Raw genomic sequence first — 16235 nt, forward strand, 5'->3', positions numbered from 1 at the left:
GTTACAGCAGAGGCGGACGGATCCGATCCCGCGACCCGGAACCGGCCCGGCGGGTGAACACCGCACCGAAGTGCGGCGCCTTCCGTCCGATGCTGCAATGGAATTAAGGGCCCGTGGATGCGCAGGCATTCGGGGACTGGGGAAATTCCATGACCACCCAGAGGTGAAGCCGTGAGCGATTCTGCCGTGAGCGATGAATTCGCCGAAATGGGTCCGATCGACTATCTAGTCGTCGAGTTCCCCGGCAACCGCATGACCGGCGAAGGCCTTCCCCTGCTGGTCGACCTCGTGGACCGCGGCGTCATCCGGATCCTCGATCTGATGTTTGTCAGAAAGGAGGAGGACGGATCCGTGGTCGGCCTGGAGATCGCCGACCTCACCGGCGACGGAGCCCTCGACCTCGCCGTCTTCGAGGGCGCCTCCTCCGGCCTGCTGGGCGAGGACGACATCGAAGAAGCCGGCAGCGCCCTGGAGCCCGGCAACTCGGCCGGAATCCTGGTCTACGAGAACCTGTGGGCCGCTCCCTTCGCCACCGCCCTGCGCCGCGGCGGCGCGCAACTGGTCGCCTCCGGGCGGATCCCGGTGCCGGCCGTGCTGGCCGCACTGGACGCGACGGAATAGCACCCGGCGCCGCCCGCGCGTTCGGGAGGCATCGTCGCCGTACTGGTGAGCGCCCGATCCCTCAGGGGCCCGGGCGCCCGGCGCAGCGCTCGACGGCGGCCCGCACCCGGGCGAGGTTCACCGGCAGGCCGGCCGTGGCATCCAGGGTCATGCCCGGCTCGTCCCGCTCCAGCGGCTCCAGCGTCTCGAACTGCGAGTCGACCAGGTGGGCGGGCATGAAGTGGCCGGTGCGCCGGGACACCCGGTCCCGGGCCGTCGCCCGGTCCAGGGCGAGGTACAGGTACTGCAACGCCGGCCCCCCGGCCTCCCGGAACTCGTCGCGATAGGCGCGCTTGAGGGCCGAACAGGCGACCACCAGTCCCTCGTGGGCCTCGGCGGAGCGACGGATGCGGTCGGAGAGGGCACGCAGCCAGGGCGCGCGGTCGGTGTCGACCAGGGCGTGGCCCGCGGTCATCTTCGCGATGTTCACCGCGGGATGGAAGTCGTCGCCCTCGACGAACGCCAGGCCGAGCTCCCCGGCGACCGCTTGGCCGAAGGTGGTCTTCCCGGATCCCGACACGCCGAGGACCACTATGATCGGGGGCCTTTTCCCGTCCCCTTCGCCGCCTCCGGCGCTGCCCCCTGCCCCGGTCACGGGTTCTCGGGTTCCCGGCCTGGTGCCGTCTGCCGCAGGTCCGCCTCGTTGAGGGGCTGGAGGGCCCCGCGGGTGTCCAGCCGGTAGAGCAGAACGAGCGGCGGCCCGACGAGCACCACCGCGATGACCGTGACCAGCATCAGCCAGCGCAGCGTCGTCGACGCGCCGGCCGCCTGGGACACGGTCAGCGAGGTGGGGATGAGATAGGGCCGCTGGGCCAGTCCCCAGGCCACGACGACAAGGGCCACGCTGCCGATCGCGGTGACCCTCGCCCATCCCGTCGCGACGTGGTACAGCAGCCAGGCGGTGGTCAACGCGCTGACGACGGCGAGGAGCACGAGGAGGAGACCGACACCGCCGGTCAGCCCGTCGTGGACGTAGGGCGCGTCGTCGTGGGTCACGGCGAGGCCGACGATCGCCAGCACGGCGAGGACGACGAGAGCGCACCAGGCCCGCAGCCGGAAGTATCCGACGAGGTCGGGGGCGTCGAAGCGGCAGGCGTCGGCGGTCAGGAACACCGCCCCGAGGAAGGCGGTCGCGGCGACGGTGAGCAGCCCGGCGATCACGGAGGTCCCGTTGGACCAGGCGTCGGCGGACGCCTGTGTGCCGGGAGCCACCCGGCCCGTGGCGATCCCCCCGACCGCCGCGCCGAGGAAGAAGGGGGTCAGCAGCGAGGAGACGGCGAAGGCGGCGCCGTAGACCCTGCGCCGGGCGAGGCGTCGCGTGGGCTTGCGCAGAGCGAAGCCGGCACCGCGCAGGACGAGTCCCACGGCCGCGAGTGCCAGCGGGAGCCACATGGCGGAGAAGACCGTCTGGAACAGGACCGGGAACCCGGTCCACATGATGACCAGGATGAAGATGAGCCAGACGTTGTTGGTCTCCCAGACGGGTTCCATGGCGTGGTCGATGAGCCACCTAGGGCGCTTGCCGCGTTCGGTGCCGCCCGCGACGAGGTCCCAGAATCCAGCACCGTAGTCCGTGCCACCGGCACACGCGTAGGCGGCCACCGCCACCAGCAGCACCCAGGCGACGACGTCCTCGATCATTCGTCTCCCCTGTCCCCGCCCGCGGTGGCCGACAACGGGCGGGGCCCGTAGGGAGTGTCGCCTTCCACGTCCTCGGCGGCGGCACCCGCGGGCGCGCCCTCGTCGGCCAGCCGCCAGCGGTGGCTCATCTTCGCGAGGACGGTCAGGAAGGAACCGAAAGCAAGGACGTAGACCACCACGACGATGCCGAACATCGTCCACAGGGACGCGGCGCGGGTGCCCGTGACCGCCTCCGAGACCCGCATGTTCTGGTAGACGATCCAGGGCTGCCGGCCCACCTCGGTCGTGATCCAGCCGCACTCCACGGTCAGCAGACAGGCGGCGCCGGCGAGGGCGGCACACCGCAGGAACCAGGGCGACCGGGGCAGTTCACGACGCCGCAGCCGGCACCAGCCGTACCAGAGCGCGAGCAGCACGAGCAGGCTTCCGACGGTCACCATGATGTCGAACGCCCAGTGGGCGATGGTGGCCTGGATCACCGTCGGGCGGTCGCTCGCCGGGACCGACGTCAGTCCGGTCACCTCGGTGGCCGGTCTGAATCCGGCGAGGACCGAGTCCAGTTGGGGGATCTTGATCCCGCCGGAGACCGACCCGTCGGCGTGCAGACGCCCGAAGACGTACTCCGGTACGTGGGTGTCGGTCTTCCACACCAGCTCGGTGGCCGCGAACTTCACGGGCTGCTTGTGGAAGACGGAGCGGGCGATGGAGTCCCCGAGCACGAACTGCACGGGGGTGAGGATCGCGGCGACGGTGAACGGCACGGTGAAGCCGAGCCGGTGGTAGCGGTCCCGGCGGCCGCGCAGCAGGCCGACCGCGTACACCCCGGCGACGACATATCCGGCGGTCAGGATCACGCCGACCACGAAGTGCCAGTACTCGGGGCCGAACATCGGTGTGAAGACCGCCTGCCGCACATCGACGTTCACCGGCCTGCCGGACGCGTCGAGAGTGAAGCCGCGCGGGGTGTTCATCCAGGCGTTCGCGGCCACGATGCCGAACGCCCCCATCAGGGCGGCCAGCGGCAGCGGCAGGCCGAGCCAGAAGTGCGTCCACGGCTTGAGCCTGCGCCAGCCGTACAGGTAGATGGCGATGAGGATCGCCTCGAGGAAGAACGCCCAGGCCTCGATCCCGAAGCCGAGGCCGAAGACATCGCCCCACCGGCCCATCATCCCCGGCCACAGCAGACCGAATTCGAAGGACAGCACGGTGCCCGTCACGATGCCGATCGCGAACTGGACGGCTATGACCGCCGACCAGCGTCGTGCGAGCAGCAGGGCGACGGCGTCGCCCTTGCGCAGCCCGCGGTAGTGCATGAGGAGCGTGATGGCGGGCAGGGCCACGCCGAAGGGTACGAGCAGGATGTGGGAGGCCAGGGTGAAGGCCATCAGCTCCCGGGCCGGGAGGAGTTGTGGTGGACCGTCCGCGAGAAGGTGGCCGACTGCGCTGTTCACATGACCTCGGTGGTTCGTACGGGATGGCGGAGGGGCCCTGCGCTTCAGCCGCCGGTGGCGAAACCGGGAAACAGCGTCATGCCGCCGTCCACGTAGATCGTGGTGCCCACGACGTAGTCGAAGAGGTCGGACGCGAGCGCCGCCACCGCGTTCGCGATGTCGTCCGGGTCGCCCACGCGGCGGTAGGGGATGAGCCGGAGGAGGTCGGCCTCGGCCTCGGGAGTGTCCCAGGCGTCGCGGTTGATGGGCGTGCGGATCGCGCCCGGGGCGACGGCGTTCACCCTGATCCCCTGCGGCGCGAGCTCCTGAGCGAGGGTCGCCATGAGCATCTGCACCCCGCCCTTGGACGACGCGTAGTTCACATGGCCCGCCCACGGGATGATCTGGTGGACCGAACTCATGCAGATGATCTTCCCGGCCGAACGGGAGACCTCGGGGACGACGCCCCGCCGCAGGAACTCCTTGGTCGCTTCGCGGGCGCACAGGAACTGTCCGGTCAGATTGACGTCCAGCACCTTCTGCCACTGGGCCATGGTCATCTCGGTGACGGGGGCGTCACGCTGGAGCCCGGCGTTCGCCACCATGACGTCGATGGTCCCGAACTCCTCGACCATGCGGGACACCATGTCGACGACCTGGTCCTCCTGGGACACGTCCGCCTCGTGCGCGTAGGCGCGCACCCCGAAGCCCTCGATCTCGCGTACGACCTCTTCCGCGGCGTCCCGCCCGGACACGTAGTTCACCACCACGTCGGCGCCCACCCGGCCGAGCCCGATGGCCGTGGCCTTGCCGATGCCGGAATTCGCGCCCGTCACCAGCGCCTTCTGCCCCTTGAGGAGCGGGAAGGCAAGGGGTTGGCGACCATCACTGCCGCTGGTTTCCACTCATGTCTCCCTGTGGGTGCCGACGCGGACCATCGGAGGAATCCGCTTTTCGGAGGAATCCGCCCCACAACGAAAACACTGGTGAGTCGGGCCGGCTCGTCGGCACGTCCGCTGTCAGCCGCTCGGGGGGCCGACCCGGGCTGAACGGCCGAATGCCCACCCGCGGGGTCCACCCGGGACGGCGCGCTCGGCTACTCGGTGCGGGGCTGCCGGCTGATTCCGACGCACAGCGCCCAGATGACGAAGGCGTCGACGGCGATCAGCACGATGGCCCAGACGGGGTAGTACGGCAGCCACATGAAGTTGGCGATCATCGACAGGCCCGCCAGGACGATGCCGACCACGCGTGCCCACATCGCTCCGGTGAACAGGGCTGCGCCCGCGAGAACGACCAGGACGCCGAGGGAGAGGTGGATCCAGCCCCAACTCGTCAGATTGAAGTTGTACGCGTAGTTGCGGGTGACGACGAAGACGTCGTCCTCGGCGATGGCGGAGATTCCTTCGAATATCGCCATCACTCCACCGAAGATCATCATGACTGCGGCGAAGGCGGTCCAGCTGGACGCCCACGCTCCGCCGCTCCCGGTCTCGTGTCGCTGGTGCGTTCCAGTCGTGGCCATATCGAGCTCCTCCCACGTAGACCTCACCACTGACCTGTGACCGGTCGGTGGTCCACATTTCAGCTTGCCATGAGAGTCACCGACCGGCAGAACGGTGGAATTCCCGTGGGGTGGCGCCGATGCCGATGTGCGGGGGAATCCGTGCGGTGCTCCAATGGAGGTGTCCCATGCGCCGAGAATTGCCCGCCGACAATTGTCCGTCGGTCAGGGAGTGTGGATATTTCGCAGGCCGCCTTCCGGATTCGCGGGCCGCTTTTCCAGAAAGGAAACCGCCGTGCCAGGTCTCCTTCGCGGGGTCGCCCGCACAGCCGTGGTGGCCGGTACCGCGACCGCCGTGTCGAACCGTGTGTCACGCCGTCAGCAGGGGCGATGGGCTCAGCAGGAGTACCAGGAGGCCCCGCCGCAACCCGCGCCCGCCGCGCCGCCCCCGCCCCCCGCCCCGTCGGCCGACGACATGAGCGGCAGGATCGATCAGCTGAAGCAACTCGGGGAACTCAAGGCCCAGGGTGTCCTGACCGAGGCCGAGTTCGAGGAGCAGAAGCGCCGGATCCTTGGGTAGTGAGGTGCCATGAACCTCACAACTCCGCAAGGCCTGCGGTGGGAGCCCAGCGGGCGCTGGGTGCGCGGGTGCAAGGGCGAGGTCACGGTCGTCGACAGCCGGCACCCGGTCCTCGTCTGGGAGCCCGAAGTGCCCGTTCCGCTGTACGCGTTCCCTCGCGAGGAGGTCCGCGAGGACCTGCTCCGCCCGGCGAAGAACCCGCCGACCGGCACCCACAGCGGATCGCGGGTCTTCTACGACCTCGAAGTCGACGGCGAACTGCTGGAGAACGCGGCCTGGACGTTCCCCGCCGACGACCTGGCCGGCCACATCGCCTTCGAGTGGTTCAGCCGCAGCGGCCGGGGGCTCGACCACTGGTACGAGGAGGACGAGGAGATCTTCATCCACCCCCGCGATCCGCACAAGCGGGTGGACGCCCTCCCGAGCAGCCGTCACGTCCGGGTCGAGATCGACGGCACGGTCGTCGCGGACACCCGCCGTCCGGTGCTGCTCTTCGAGACCGGCCTGCCGACGCGGTACTACATCCCGCGTGAGGACGTCCGCCTCGACCTGTTCGTCCCCAGCGACCTCAGCACGGGGTGCCCCTACAAGGGCACCGCCGCGTACTGGTCGTGGCGAGGTGGCGGCGACGACCCCGCGAACCTCGTCTGGAGCTACCCGGAGCCACTGCCCGCGGTGGGCGCCGTCAAAGACCTCCTCGCCTTCTACAACGAAGCGGTCGACATCACCGTGGACGGGGAACGACTGGAGCGCCCCGTCACTCCGTTCACCTCGACACCCCCGGCGCGACCGGCGCCGTGACGGCGGCGTGGGCTGTCAGCCGGCCTTGTCGACGAAGTCGTCGGTGCAGGTCTTGGACAGGCCGACGGTGTGACCCTTGACCGTCGGGTCGAAGGCGGAGAGGACCTTGTAAACGGTCTTGGGACCGTCGGCGGGCATCAGACCGTCGGGGGAGAGGAAGGTACCGGGCTCGTGCCGACGGGCTGGGGCCGACCGGGTGGCAGGCACCTGGGCGGCCCCGTGATCGGCGAGGGCTCAGCCGTTCGGTCCTGCCGGGGTCGTGGTGGTCTTGAAGCCCTCGGTCTTGTTGGCCTGGAGGGCGAAGTCATTGGTGAACGTCTTGCCGAGGTCCACCGACCCCTTCACATTGCCGACCAACTGCTCTGTCGCCAGAGAGGTCTTCGGACCGCCGGCCGGCATCAGACCGTCCGGGAGGAACTGACCCTTGTCCGCGGTCAAAGCCGAGATGTAGTCGGCCTTGGTCACCAACTGGTTCGACACGTACGACGCCGGCAGCTTGTTCGCGATGTCGGCCGCGCTGTGCGTGTTGATCCAGTGCATGGTGGCGACGAGCGCGTCGACGACCTTCTGCGTCGCGTCCTTGTGCGAGTTCACCCAGTCGGTGCGGGCTATGACACTGGCCGCGGGGTAGGCACCGCCCATCGCCGCCGTGGCACCGTTCGTGGTGGCCAGGTCGATCGCGGAGGCACCGACACCCTTCTTCTGGATCGCGGCGACCGTCGGCTGCGTCGTCATGACGCAGTCGACCTTGCCGTTCTGCAGCGCGGCGATGGCCGTGGACCCCGAGCCGACCCCGATCCGGTGGTACTGGCTGGTCTTGACGCCCTTCTTGGCGGCCAGGAACTGGGTGAGGGTGTCGGTACCCGAGCCCAGGTCCGTGACGCCGAGGGTCTTGCCCTTCAAGTCGGCGCCCGAGGTGACGCCCGACTTCTTGGTGCACATCTCACGCTCGCCCGGCGCGCCGGAGAGCTGGACGACGTCCTCGACCGCCTTCCCCTTCGCCTGGAACTCGATCGTGTGGTTGTACCAGGCGCCCGCCATGTCCACCTGCCCCGAGGCCATGGCTTCCTCGGCGCCGACACCGCCGTCCTGCTCGGTGCTCAGCTGGACGTTGACGCCGTACTTCTTGTAGAAGCCGAGCTGCTGGGCGAGTTGGTACGGCAGGTAGATCTGCTTGTCGAGGCCGCCGGCCATGAGCTTGACCGTCGGCGTGGAGCCCGAACCGCCGCTCGCGGCGGACGAGTTCCCGGAACAGGCGCTGACCGCGCCGAGGGCGAGAATGGTGAGCAGAGACGCGGCGACGGCGACGGGTCGTCTGGACATGGCTGACCACATTCCTTTGCTGAGGGTTCTGAGATGGAGCTGAAAGTTCTGAGATGAGGAGGGGAAGTACGGGGGCGTCAGAGGGAGTTCGCCTCGGACGGCGCCGGCGGGCGCCAGGACAGCAGCCGGCGCTCCAGCTTGCTGATCAGCCACTCGGCGCCGAGCACGATGACCGAGATGACGAGCATCGTCGCGAACACGCCGTTGGGGTCGAACTGGTTCTGCGCGGTCTTGATGACCAGGCCGAGCCCGCTCTGTGCGCCGAGCACCTCGCCGACCAGCGCGCCGACGATGGCGAAGCCGAAGGCGCTGTGCAGGCTGGCGATGATCCAGGTGAGCGCGGAGGGCACGGTGACGTGCCGGATGATCTGCAACTGCGAGGCGCCGAGCACCTTGGCGTTGGCGAGGATGTTGCGGTCGACCTCACGGACGCCCTGGAAGGCGTTGAAGAAGACGATGAAGAACACCAGCACCGCGGCCAGCAGGATCTTCGGCAGCACACCGATGCCGAACGCGACGATGAAGATCGAGCCGAGCACGATACGCGGGATCGCGTTGACCACCTTGATGTAGGGGCCGAGCACATCGGCGAGGAACCGGCTCTGGCCGAGTGCGACGCCGAAGATCACGCCGGCGACGGCCCCGAGGGCGAAGCCGGCGAGCGCCTCCTGGATCGTTGTCCAGATGTTCGAGTAGAAGGACCCGAACTCGGTGCCGTGCTGGAAGAGGTCGACCAGCCGCTTGGCGATGCCCGACGGCTGCCCGAAGAAGAACGGGTCGACGATCCCCCAGGTGGTGAACGCCTGCCAGCCGCCGATGACGAAGGCCGCGAGGCCGATACGGCCAGCCCACACCAGCGCGGTGCGCCGCCGGGCGGCCCGCTTCGCGGTGGCCGCGGCCGAGGACGGTGCGCCGTCCTTGACCAGCGCGGCGGAAACTGCGGACGTCGTGCTCATGCCGTACCTCCTGCGGTGCGTGCGTAGGCGCGCTCCACCTCCTCGCGCAGCGTTTCCCAGATCTGGTGCTGAAGTTCGATGAAGCGGGGCTGGAAGCGGATCTCCTGGACCGCGCCGCGCGGGCGGGGCAGGTCGATGTCGAAGACCGCCTTGACCGATCCGGGGCTGGACGTCATGACGACGACCCGGTCGGCGAGCGCCACGGCCTCGTCGAGGTCGTGGGTGATGAAGATGACCGACGGACGGATCTGCTCCCACAGGCCCAGCAGCTCGGTCGACATGATCGCCTTGGTCTGCACGTCCAGGGCGCCGAACGGCTCGTCCATGATCAGGATCTTCGGTTCGTTGATCAGCGCCGCGGCCATCGCCACGCGCTTGCGCATACCGCCGGAGAGCTGGTGCGGGTAGCGGTCCTCGAACCCGGACAGGCCCACCCGCCGCAGCCAGTCGCGCGCCGAGACCTGGGCCTTCTGCTTGGGGACGCCGCGGAAGACCGGGCCCATCAGCACATTGCCGAGGACGGTCTTCCAGGGCAGCAGCGCGTCGGTCTGGAACATGAAGCTGACGCCGTCGGTGACACCGTCCACCTCACGGCCGCCGACCTTGACCGAGCCCTCGCTGGGCCGGTCGAGCCCGGAGACCATGCTCAGGGTCGTCGACTTGCCGCAGCCCGTCGGGCCCACCACCGCGCAGAACTGGCCCGGCTCCACGGTGAACGAAACGTCCTGCAGCGCCGTGAACACCTCACCCGCGGGAGTCAGAAATCGTTTGGTGAGCCCTGAAATCTCGACTCGCGCGCTGTCCTGGCCGCTTTTGTCGGCGACCGTGCTCAACGCGGCATCGTTTCGCGAAGCCATCTGAGGCCGTCTCCTTCCCTAACCTCGGGGTCGAGGAAGGCAGACGCTAGAGGCCGCCCCGAATTACGTCGCTGTTTCAGACGTATCTCGCGTTAGTTGTGTTAACCGGGGTTCTGCACGTTCTGCTCAGCGGGCCAAGGGTGGGCAGGATGTCCCTGGTGGGGCACAATCACGCCACCACGGGTTACGGCGAAGGGGCCGGGCCCGGCAGCAAGACAAGGGCGAAGGCACCTGTGATGCCCATCCGAATCCGGATCGGCCGCGCCGGGAAGGGGAGGCTCTCCGCGCGGATTCTGGCCAACCAACTGGCCATCCTGTCCCTCTCCGGAGCCATCGGTTTCGTACTGTTCGCGTTCGCTCAGCGGGCCGAGATCGACCGCTCCTACGAGCAGCGGGCGCTGGCCATCGCCCAGACCACGGCCGCCGAGCCGCAGATCCAGCAGGCCATGGAGTACGGCGGTGGCGGCGACATCGTGCAGACCGTCGCCGAACGGATCCGGAGAGCGTCCGGGGCGTCGTACGTGGTCGTGATCGACCTGCACGGCATCCGCCACTCGCACCCCACCCCGGCACTGATCGGCGAGCCGGTGGGCGAGCCGATCGCGGTGCTGGACGGCCTCCCCCACGTCGGCTCCGACCAGGGCGCGACCGGGCGGTCCGCCAACGGCAAGGCTCCGCTCAAAGGGCCCACGGGCACGCTGGTCGGCGAGGTGTCGGCCGGCATCCCGGAACACGACGTACTCAGCGAGCTGTGGCGGGAGCTGCCCACCTTCGGCCTGTACGCCACGATCGCCACCGCGCTCGGTTCGGTGGCCGCGTTCCTGCTGGCCAGACGCCTGAAGCGGACGACGTTCGGGCTGGAGCTCGAGGAGATCGCCGGGCTGCTGCAGGACCGGGAGGCGATGCTGCACGGCATCCGGGAGGGCGTGGTCGCCTTCGACCCCGAGGGCCGGGTCACCGTCATCAACGACGAGGCGCGCCATCTGCTCGGTCTGGGCACGGCACTGGGCGGCCGGCTGGACGAACTCCTGCCCGAGGGGCGGCTGCGCCGAGCACTGGACGGCAGCCTCACCGGGACCGACATCACGGTCCTCACCGACGACCACTGCCTGGCCGTCAACCGGATGCCGGTGACGCTGCACGGCCGCGCGCTGGGAGCGGTGGTCACCGTGCGCGACCGCACCGAACTGGTCGGACTGCTCAGGGAGCTGGACTCGGTGCGTGGGCTGACGGACGCGTTGCGGGCCCAGCAGCACGAGTTCACCAACCGGATGCACACCCTGGCCGGGCTGCTGGACGTGGGGGAGTACGAGTCCGCGTACGAGTACGCCGTCGAGCTGGCCGGAGCCGACCAGGAGCTGACCGAGTCGGTGCGCGAGCACATAGGCAACGCCTTGATGGTGGGTCTGGTCGTGGCCAAGACGACGGTCGCCGCCGAGCGTGGCGTACGGATCGTGCTGGGTGAGGACTCCGCGCTCGGCGAGCAGCCGCCGCATCTGCACCGGCTGCTGACCATCGTCGGCAACCTGCTGGAGAACGCCCTCGACGCCGCGGTCGGCGGACCGGCCCCGGCAGGCGGCCGGGAGGTACGGCTCACGGTCGTCGAGGCCACCACGGAGGTGCTGGTGCGGGTGGCCGACACCGGACCCGGCATCCCGCCGGGCGCGGCCGAGTCCATCTTCGAGGACGGCTGGTCGACCCGGCCGGACCGCGGCACCGCCCGGCGCGGCCTCGGACTGGCTCTGGTCCACCGGCTGGTCCAGCGGCACGGCGGCACCATCACGGTCAGCGAGGGGCCCGGGGCGGTCTTCACCGTGACGCTGCCCCTGCCGGATGCCGCGCCCGCGCCGCGGGGCGCACTGTTCACGACGGCCCTGCCGGTACCGGCGGGCGCCCTGGCCGCAGCCGATGGAGGGGAGCGCTGGTGATACGGACCCTGGTGGTGGACGACGACTTCCGGGTGAACGGACTCCACTGCACATACGTGGCCCGCGTCGAGGGCTTCGAGGTCATCGGCCAGGTGGCCAACGTGGCCGAGGCGCTGGACGCCGTCCGTACGCTCCACCCGGAACTGCTGCTCCTCGACATCTTCCTGCCCGACGGCAGTGGCCTCGACGTGCTGCGACAGCTGACCGGCGACGCGGGTGGCGCCCGCCCCGACGCCATCGTGATCACGGCCGACCGGGACATCACTTCCGTACGGACCGCGATGAAGCTCGGAGCCGTCGGATACCTCGTCAAGCCCTTCGGCGCCGACGCCCTGGCCGAGCGGCTCGCCGCCTACCGCGCACTCCAGCACCGGGTGGACGTCCTGGGCCCGGAGGCGGAGACCGACCAGGCCGACGTGGACGCCCTGTTCAGCGTCGTCCGCCCCACCGCCCTGCCCGCCGTCCCGGCCAAGGGCCACTCCGCGCCGACCCTCGCCCTGCTCCACGAGACGGTCCGCACCGCCCGCCGGGACGTGTCGGCGGCCGAGGCGGCGGAACTCACCGGCGTCTCCCGCGCCACGGCCCAGCGCTACCTGTCCTACCTCGTCCGGGAGGGCATGGTCCGACTGGAACTGCGCTACGGTGCGACCGGCCGCCCCGAACACCGCTACCGCACCGTGTCCTGACGTCGCGGCCGGTGCTTGCGGCGCACACTGAAGGCATGCTCACGGCGGGCCGCTCCTGCTCGGCCTCCACTCACAGGAGTCACGCATGCCCCTGCTGCGTACAGGCGACCTGGACCTTTACCACCAAGTCGTCGGGGAGGGCGACCCGCTCGTCCTCGTCCACGGTTCGTGGAGCGACCACACGTCGTGGCAGCCCGCGATCGAGGCCGGTCTTCGGGCGTCGTTCCGAGCGGTCACCTACGACCGCCGAGGTCACGGGAAGAGCGAAGCGGGGCCGGGCCAGGGCACCCGCCGGCAGGACGAGGACGACCTCGAGGTTGATCGAGCGGCTCGGACCCGCGCCCGCGCACGTGGCGGGCCGTTCCTTCGGCGGGTCGATCGCTCTGGGCCTTGTGGCGCGCCGGCCGGAGTTGTTCCGCGGCATCACGGTCCGCGAGCCTCCGCTCGTCGCGATCGTGACCGAGGATCCGGACGCCCTGAGGCAACTGCGCCCGACGCGAGCCTCGATGGACGCCGTCCTCGCCCATCTCGGCAAGGGCGAGGACCGGCAGGGCGCACGGCAGTTCGTTGAGGAGGTGGCCATGGGACCCGGCACCTGGGACCGGCTGCCGGCCGCCGTGCGCGAGACGTTCCTGCACAACGCGCCCACCTGGCTGGACGAACAGCCCGACCCCGGCTGGGCGGAGATCGACACCGACGCCCTCGCCCGGTTCGCCGCACCGGTACTGCTCAGCGGAGGCACGCAGAGCCCGGTGTGGTCGGCGGCGATCCTCGACCGGCTGGCCGCGGCCCTGCCACGGGCGCGGCGGCAGACCGTCGAAGGAGCGGGACGCATTCCCCATGTCACGCATCCGCAGCGGTACGCCGCCGCCCTCACGCGCTTCGTTCGGACGTCCTGAGACGCGGGCCCCGTCACTCGTCGGTACTGTCGGAAGTGATCGCCGCTCGCTCTCCGCTCCTGGTTCACCGACCGGGCGGCGGAGCGAAGGAGGCAGGGTGTCGTGACCGTGATCTCCCTGAAGTCCGCCCAGGTGCGGGAAGGGCTCACGCTGCCCTACGCCGAGGCCGGCTACCCCGGTGGCACACCGGTCGTCTTCGTGCACGGCCTCGGCGACTCCTGGTGGGCCTTCGAGCCCCTCCTCAGACGCCTTCCGGCCGCCCTGCGCGGATATGCGCCCACCCAGCGCGGCCATGGCGACGCCGACCGCCCGTCCGAGGGCTACACACCCGAGGACTACGCCGCCGACCTCGTCGCCTTCCTGGACGCCGTCGACATCGACCGCGCCGTGCTCGTCGCGTCCTCGAGCGGCGGCGTGCCCGCCCGGATGGTCGCGGGCAGCCATCCCGACCGGATCTCGGGGCTGGTGCTGATCGGCGTACCCGGCACGCTCGAGGACAAGCCGGCGGTGACCGGGATGCGGGAGGCCGTCGAGGGGCTCTCGGACCCCGTCCCCCGGGAGTTCGTCGAGGAGTTCGTCTCCGGCGCGGTGGACCGGCCCGTCGCCAGGGGCCTCGTCGAGACGATGATCGACGAAAACCTCAAGGTCCCCGCGTACGTCTGGCAGCAGACCCTGCGCGGACTGCTCGACACCGATCTGCGCGCGACCCTCGCGGGCATCCTGGTGCCCACCCTCGTCATCTGGGGTGACCAGGACGACCTGCTGCCCCGCGGCGACCAGCGGACCATCCTGGACGCCATCCACGGTTCACGCCTGATCGCCTACGAGGGCGTCGGGCACGACGTCCACTGGGAGCAGCCCGACCGCGTGGTCGCCGATCTCGCCGCCTTCGCCGCACACATCGAACACCCCGGGGCTCCCGGCACGTCATGAAGGCGTGGGGGACGGCAGTTTGGCCAGTTACCTATTGAATACCCGGGGTTACATCCACTGGGCCGACAAGTCTTGCTATCGTGTTACTCGTTAGTAGCAAGCCGAGCGGGGGGCGCGAGGGGCCGGCGTATGCATCGCCGCCGTTCCTCGGGCGGGTTGGTCGAGACGGACTGTCCGGCAAGGGGGCCGGGCGGCCGGCGACCCCTGTGCGTACGCACCCCGCGGCCTTCGAACTCTACTTTTCTCGCTCACTCATTCGAACAGGTGAGACTCCTCATATGGCTCGTTCCCTGGTCGACTTACTGACCACGCACGCCTCGCAACAGCCGGAGCGGACGGCATACCGCTACCTCGTCACGGGCGACTGCGACGGAGAGATCCAGGACATCTCGTACGGACGTCTGGCCCGTCGGTCCCGAGCCGTCGCCGCCTGGCTGCAGGAACGCGGCCTGGCCGGATCCCGTGCCCTGCTGCTGTACCCGCCCGGCCTGGAGTTCATCTGCGGCTACCTGGGCTGTCTTTCGGCCGGGGTCGTCGCCGTACCGGGCGTTCCCCCGCAGGGGCGGTCGCAGAACCACCGTGCCCTGACCCGCATGAAGCGCCTCATCGCCGACGCGGACGCCAAGGTGATCCTGGGCGGCCGTGAGGTGCTCGCCACCCTGGCCGCCCAGGCGGAACACCTGCCCGAACTGGACGGGCTCACTTGCGTCGCCACCGAGGACATACCCGACGAGGCGGCCGACTCCTGGCGCGAACCCGACCTCACCGCCGACTCGGTCGCCTTCCTCCAGTACACCTCCGGCTCCACCTCCGCCCCGCGCGGCGTCATGGTGACGCACGGGAACCTGCTGGACAACCAGCGGGCCGTCACCGAGCGGATGGGCCACACCCCGGACACGCTCGCGCAGTACGAGCACGAACTGTTCGTCAGCTGGCTGCCGGTGTACCACGACATGGGCCTCATCGGTCCGGTCCTGAACACCGTCCACCTCGGCGCCACCGCCACGCTCTTCTCGCCCCTGCACTTCCTCCAGCGGCCCGCGCGTTGGCTGACCGCCCTCGGCCGCTACCGCCCGCACACCAGCGGCGGCCCCAACTTCGCCTACGAGTTGTGCCTCAAGCACGCCACCCCCGAACTCCTCGACGGACTCGACCTCGGCCGGTGGAAGGTCGCCTTCAACGGCGCCGAACCGGTACGGGCCGCCACCCTGCGGCGCTTCACCGAGACCTTCGCCCCGGCCGGCTTCCGACGCGAGGCCCTCTATCCGTGCTACGGCCTCGCCGAAGCCACGCTCATCGTCACCGGTGGCTCGGTCGACACCCCGCCCACCCTCGCCCCGGCCCCCGGGTCAGGGCCGCACGTGGGCGCGGCCGACGCGGCCGCCGTCGGCTCCGGGCGGCCGGTCCCCGGTACGACCGTGGTGATCGCCGACCCCGAACGGCGGGAGGAGTTGCCCGAGGGGGAGGTCGGCGAGATCTGGGTGAGCGGCGCGGGCGTCGCCAAGGGCTACTGGCGCAACGCCCTCGCCACCCGCGAGACCTTCCGGGCCACGCTGAAGGACCGCCCGGACCGTTTCCTGCGGACCGGCGACCTCGGTTTCCTGCGCGAGGGCGAGCTGTTCGTCACCGGCCGCCTCAAAGACCTGATGGTCATCGACGGACGCAACCACTACCCGCAGGACCTGGAGCTGTCCGCCGAGATGTCCCACGGGGCGCTCCGGCCGGGCTGCACCGCCGCGTTCTCCGTGGACGGCGGTGTCGAGGGCGAGCAGCCCGTCATCGTCGCCGAGACGGTTTTGGACGCGGCGGCCGACTCCGAGCGGATCACCGAAGTGATCCGCAGCGCGATCGGCGAGGCCCACGGCCTCGCGGTGCGTGACGTCGTGCTGGTCCACCCCGGCACCATCCCCAAGACGTCCAGCGGGAAGATCCAGCGCCACGCCTCCCGGGCGGCCTACCTCGCCGACGCCCTCGCGGTGGTCGGCGCGCCCGCCGCGACATGAGGTAGACGAGGTCACCCCCCGTCGGCGCGGACAC

Annotated in this window: 17 protein-coding genes and 1 pseudogene; 9 read left to right on the top strand and 9 right to left on the bottom strand. The window is 70.0% G+C overall.

Annotated features, from left to right (window positions below):
• Window positions 1-207: 207 nt before the first annotated feature.
• Complete coding sequence (locus ACIRA5_RS02690; RefSeq protein ID WP_403687218.1) at window positions 208-621, top strand: DUF6325 family protein; 414 nt, start codon at window positions 208-210, stop codon at window positions 619-621.
• Window positions 622-682: 61 nt separating this feature from the next.
• Here the strand turns inward: ACIRA5_RS02690 and ACIRA5_RS02695 are convergent, their stop codons facing one another.
• The 5 genes from ACIRA5_RS02695 to ACIRA5_RS02715 form a co-directional block, all read right to left on the bottom strand.
• Window positions 683-1255 carry a gluconokinase gene (locus ACIRA5_RS02695; protein ID WP_403686480.1) on the bottom strand — a complete coding sequence of 191 codons (573 nt, stop codon included), beginning with the start codon at window positions 1253-1255 and terminating at the stop codon, window positions 683-685.
• Complete coding sequence (locus ACIRA5_RS02700) at window positions 1252-2301, bottom strand: cytochrome d ubiquinol oxidase subunit II (RefSeq protein WP_403686482.1); 1050 nt, start codon at window positions 2299-2301, stop codon at window positions 1252-1254. Before ACIRA5_RS02700 ends, ACIRA5_RS02695 begins: the two co-directional genes overlap by 4 nt.
• The gene (locus ACIRA5_RS02705) at window positions 2298-3686 is read right to left on the bottom strand and encodes a cytochrome ubiquinol oxidase subunit I (RefSeq protein ID WP_403687220.1); all 1389 of its coding nucleotides are present in this window, start codon (window positions 3684-3686) and stop codon (window positions 2298-2300) included. The genes ACIRA5_RS02700 and ACIRA5_RS02705 overlap by 4 nt, the downstream gene beginning before the upstream one ends.
• A 110-nt stretch (window positions 3687-3796) precedes the next feature.
• Window positions 3797-4636, bottom strand: coding sequence for an SDR family oxidoreductase (locus ACIRA5_RS02710; protein WP_075025575.1), 840 nt, complete (start codon window positions 4634-4636; stop codon window positions 3797-3799).
• Window positions 4637-4827: 191 nt separating this feature from the next.
• Entirely contained in the window at window positions 4828-5256 is a 429-nt protein-coding gene (locus ACIRA5_RS02715; RefSeq protein ID WP_403686483.1) for a hypothetical protein, read from the bottom strand.
• Window positions 5257-5530: 274 nt separating this feature from the next.
• On the opposite strand from ACIRA5_RS02715, the gene ACIRA5_RS02720 reads away from it, so the two are divergent.
• Window positions 5531-5815, top strand: a complete 285-nt coding sequence (locus ACIRA5_RS02720; RefSeq protein WP_391392274.1) for an SHOCT domain-containing protein — start codon at window positions 5531-5533, stop codon at window positions 5813-5815.
• Window positions 5816-5824: 9 nt separating this feature from the next.
• On the top strand, window positions 5825-6616 hold the full coding sequence (locus ACIRA5_RS02725) for a DUF427 domain-containing protein (protein ID WP_403686485.1): 792 nt from the start codon (window positions 5825-5827) through the stop codon (window positions 6614-6616).
• Window positions 6617-6631: 15 nt separating this feature from the next.
• Here the strand turns inward: ACIRA5_RS02725 and ACIRA5_RS02730 are convergent, their stop codons facing one another.
• The 4 genes from ACIRA5_RS02730 to ACIRA5_RS02745 all read right to left on the bottom strand — a co-directional run bounded on the left by ACIRA5_RS02730 (window position 6632) and on the right by ACIRA5_RS02745 (window position 9752).
• The gene (locus ACIRA5_RS02730) at window positions 6632-6823 is read right to left on the bottom strand and encodes a hypothetical protein (RefSeq protein ID WP_403686486.1); all 192 of its coding nucleotides are present in this window, start codon (window positions 6821-6823) and stop codon (window positions 6632-6634) included.
• A 27-nt stretch (window positions 6824-6850) separates the two neighbouring features.
• Window positions 6851-7939, bottom strand: a complete 1089-nt coding sequence (locus ACIRA5_RS02735) for an ABC transporter substrate-binding protein (RefSeq protein ID WP_403686487.1) — start codon at window positions 7937-7939, stop codon at window positions 6851-6853.
• Window positions 7940-8016: 77 nt separating this feature from the next.
• Complete coding sequence (locus tag ACIRA5_RS02740) at window positions 8017-8895, bottom strand: ABC transporter permease (protein WP_403686488.1); 879 nt, start codon at window positions 8893-8895, stop codon at window positions 8017-8019.
• On the bottom strand, window positions 8892-9752 hold the full coding sequence (locus tag ACIRA5_RS02745) for an ABC transporter ATP-binding protein (RefSeq protein WP_075025582.1): 861 nt from the start codon (window positions 9750-9752) through the stop codon (window positions 8892-8894). The genes ACIRA5_RS02740 and ACIRA5_RS02745 overlap by 4 nt, the downstream gene beginning before the upstream one ends.
• Before the next feature lie 236 nt (window positions 9753-9988).
• Between ACIRA5_RS02745 and ACIRA5_RS02750 the strand changes: the two genes are divergently transcribed.
• The 6 genes and pseudogenes from ACIRA5_RS02750 (at window position 9989) to ACIRA5_RS02775 (ending at window position 16201) form a co-directional block, all read left to right on the top strand.
• Complete coding sequence (locus tag ACIRA5_RS02750) at window positions 9989-11680, top strand: ATP-binding protein (RefSeq protein ID WP_403686490.1); 1692 nt, start codon at window positions 9989-9991, stop codon at window positions 11678-11680.
• Window positions 11677-12366, top strand: a complete 690-nt coding sequence (locus ACIRA5_RS02755; protein WP_403686492.1) for a response regulator — start codon at window positions 11677-11679, stop codon at window positions 12364-12366. Before ACIRA5_RS02750 ends, ACIRA5_RS02755 begins: the two co-directional genes overlap by 4 nt.
• 85 nt (window positions 12367-12451) lie before the next feature.
• Window positions 12452-12634: pseudogene (locus ACIRA5_RS02760) on the top strand (alpha/beta fold hydrolase); the annotation flags it as partial.
• A gap of 49 nt (window positions 12635-12683) precedes the next feature.
• Entirely contained in the window at window positions 12684-13265 is a 582-nt protein-coding gene (locus ACIRA5_RS02765) for an alpha/beta fold hydrolase (protein WP_403686494.1), read from the top strand.
• Between the two features lie 102 nt (window positions 13266-13367).
• Window positions 13368-14198: an alpha/beta fold hydrolase gene (locus ACIRA5_RS02770; RefSeq protein WP_403686495.1), complete on the top strand. Its 831-nt coding sequence runs from the start codon at window positions 13368-13370 to the stop codon at window positions 14196-14198.
• Window positions 14199-14476: 278 nt separating this feature from the next.
• Window positions 14477-16201, top strand: a complete 1725-nt coding sequence (locus tag ACIRA5_RS02775) for a fatty acyl-AMP ligase (RefSeq protein WP_403686496.1) — start codon at window positions 14477-14479, stop codon at window positions 16199-16201.
• Window positions 16202-16235 lie beyond the last annotated feature (34 nt).

Origin of the sequence: Streptomyces sp. NPDC096311 (genome assembly GCF_044763085.1) — a bacterium.
Classification (GTDB): Bacteria; Actinomycetota; Actinomycetes; order Streptomycetales; family Streptomycetaceae; genus Streptomyces.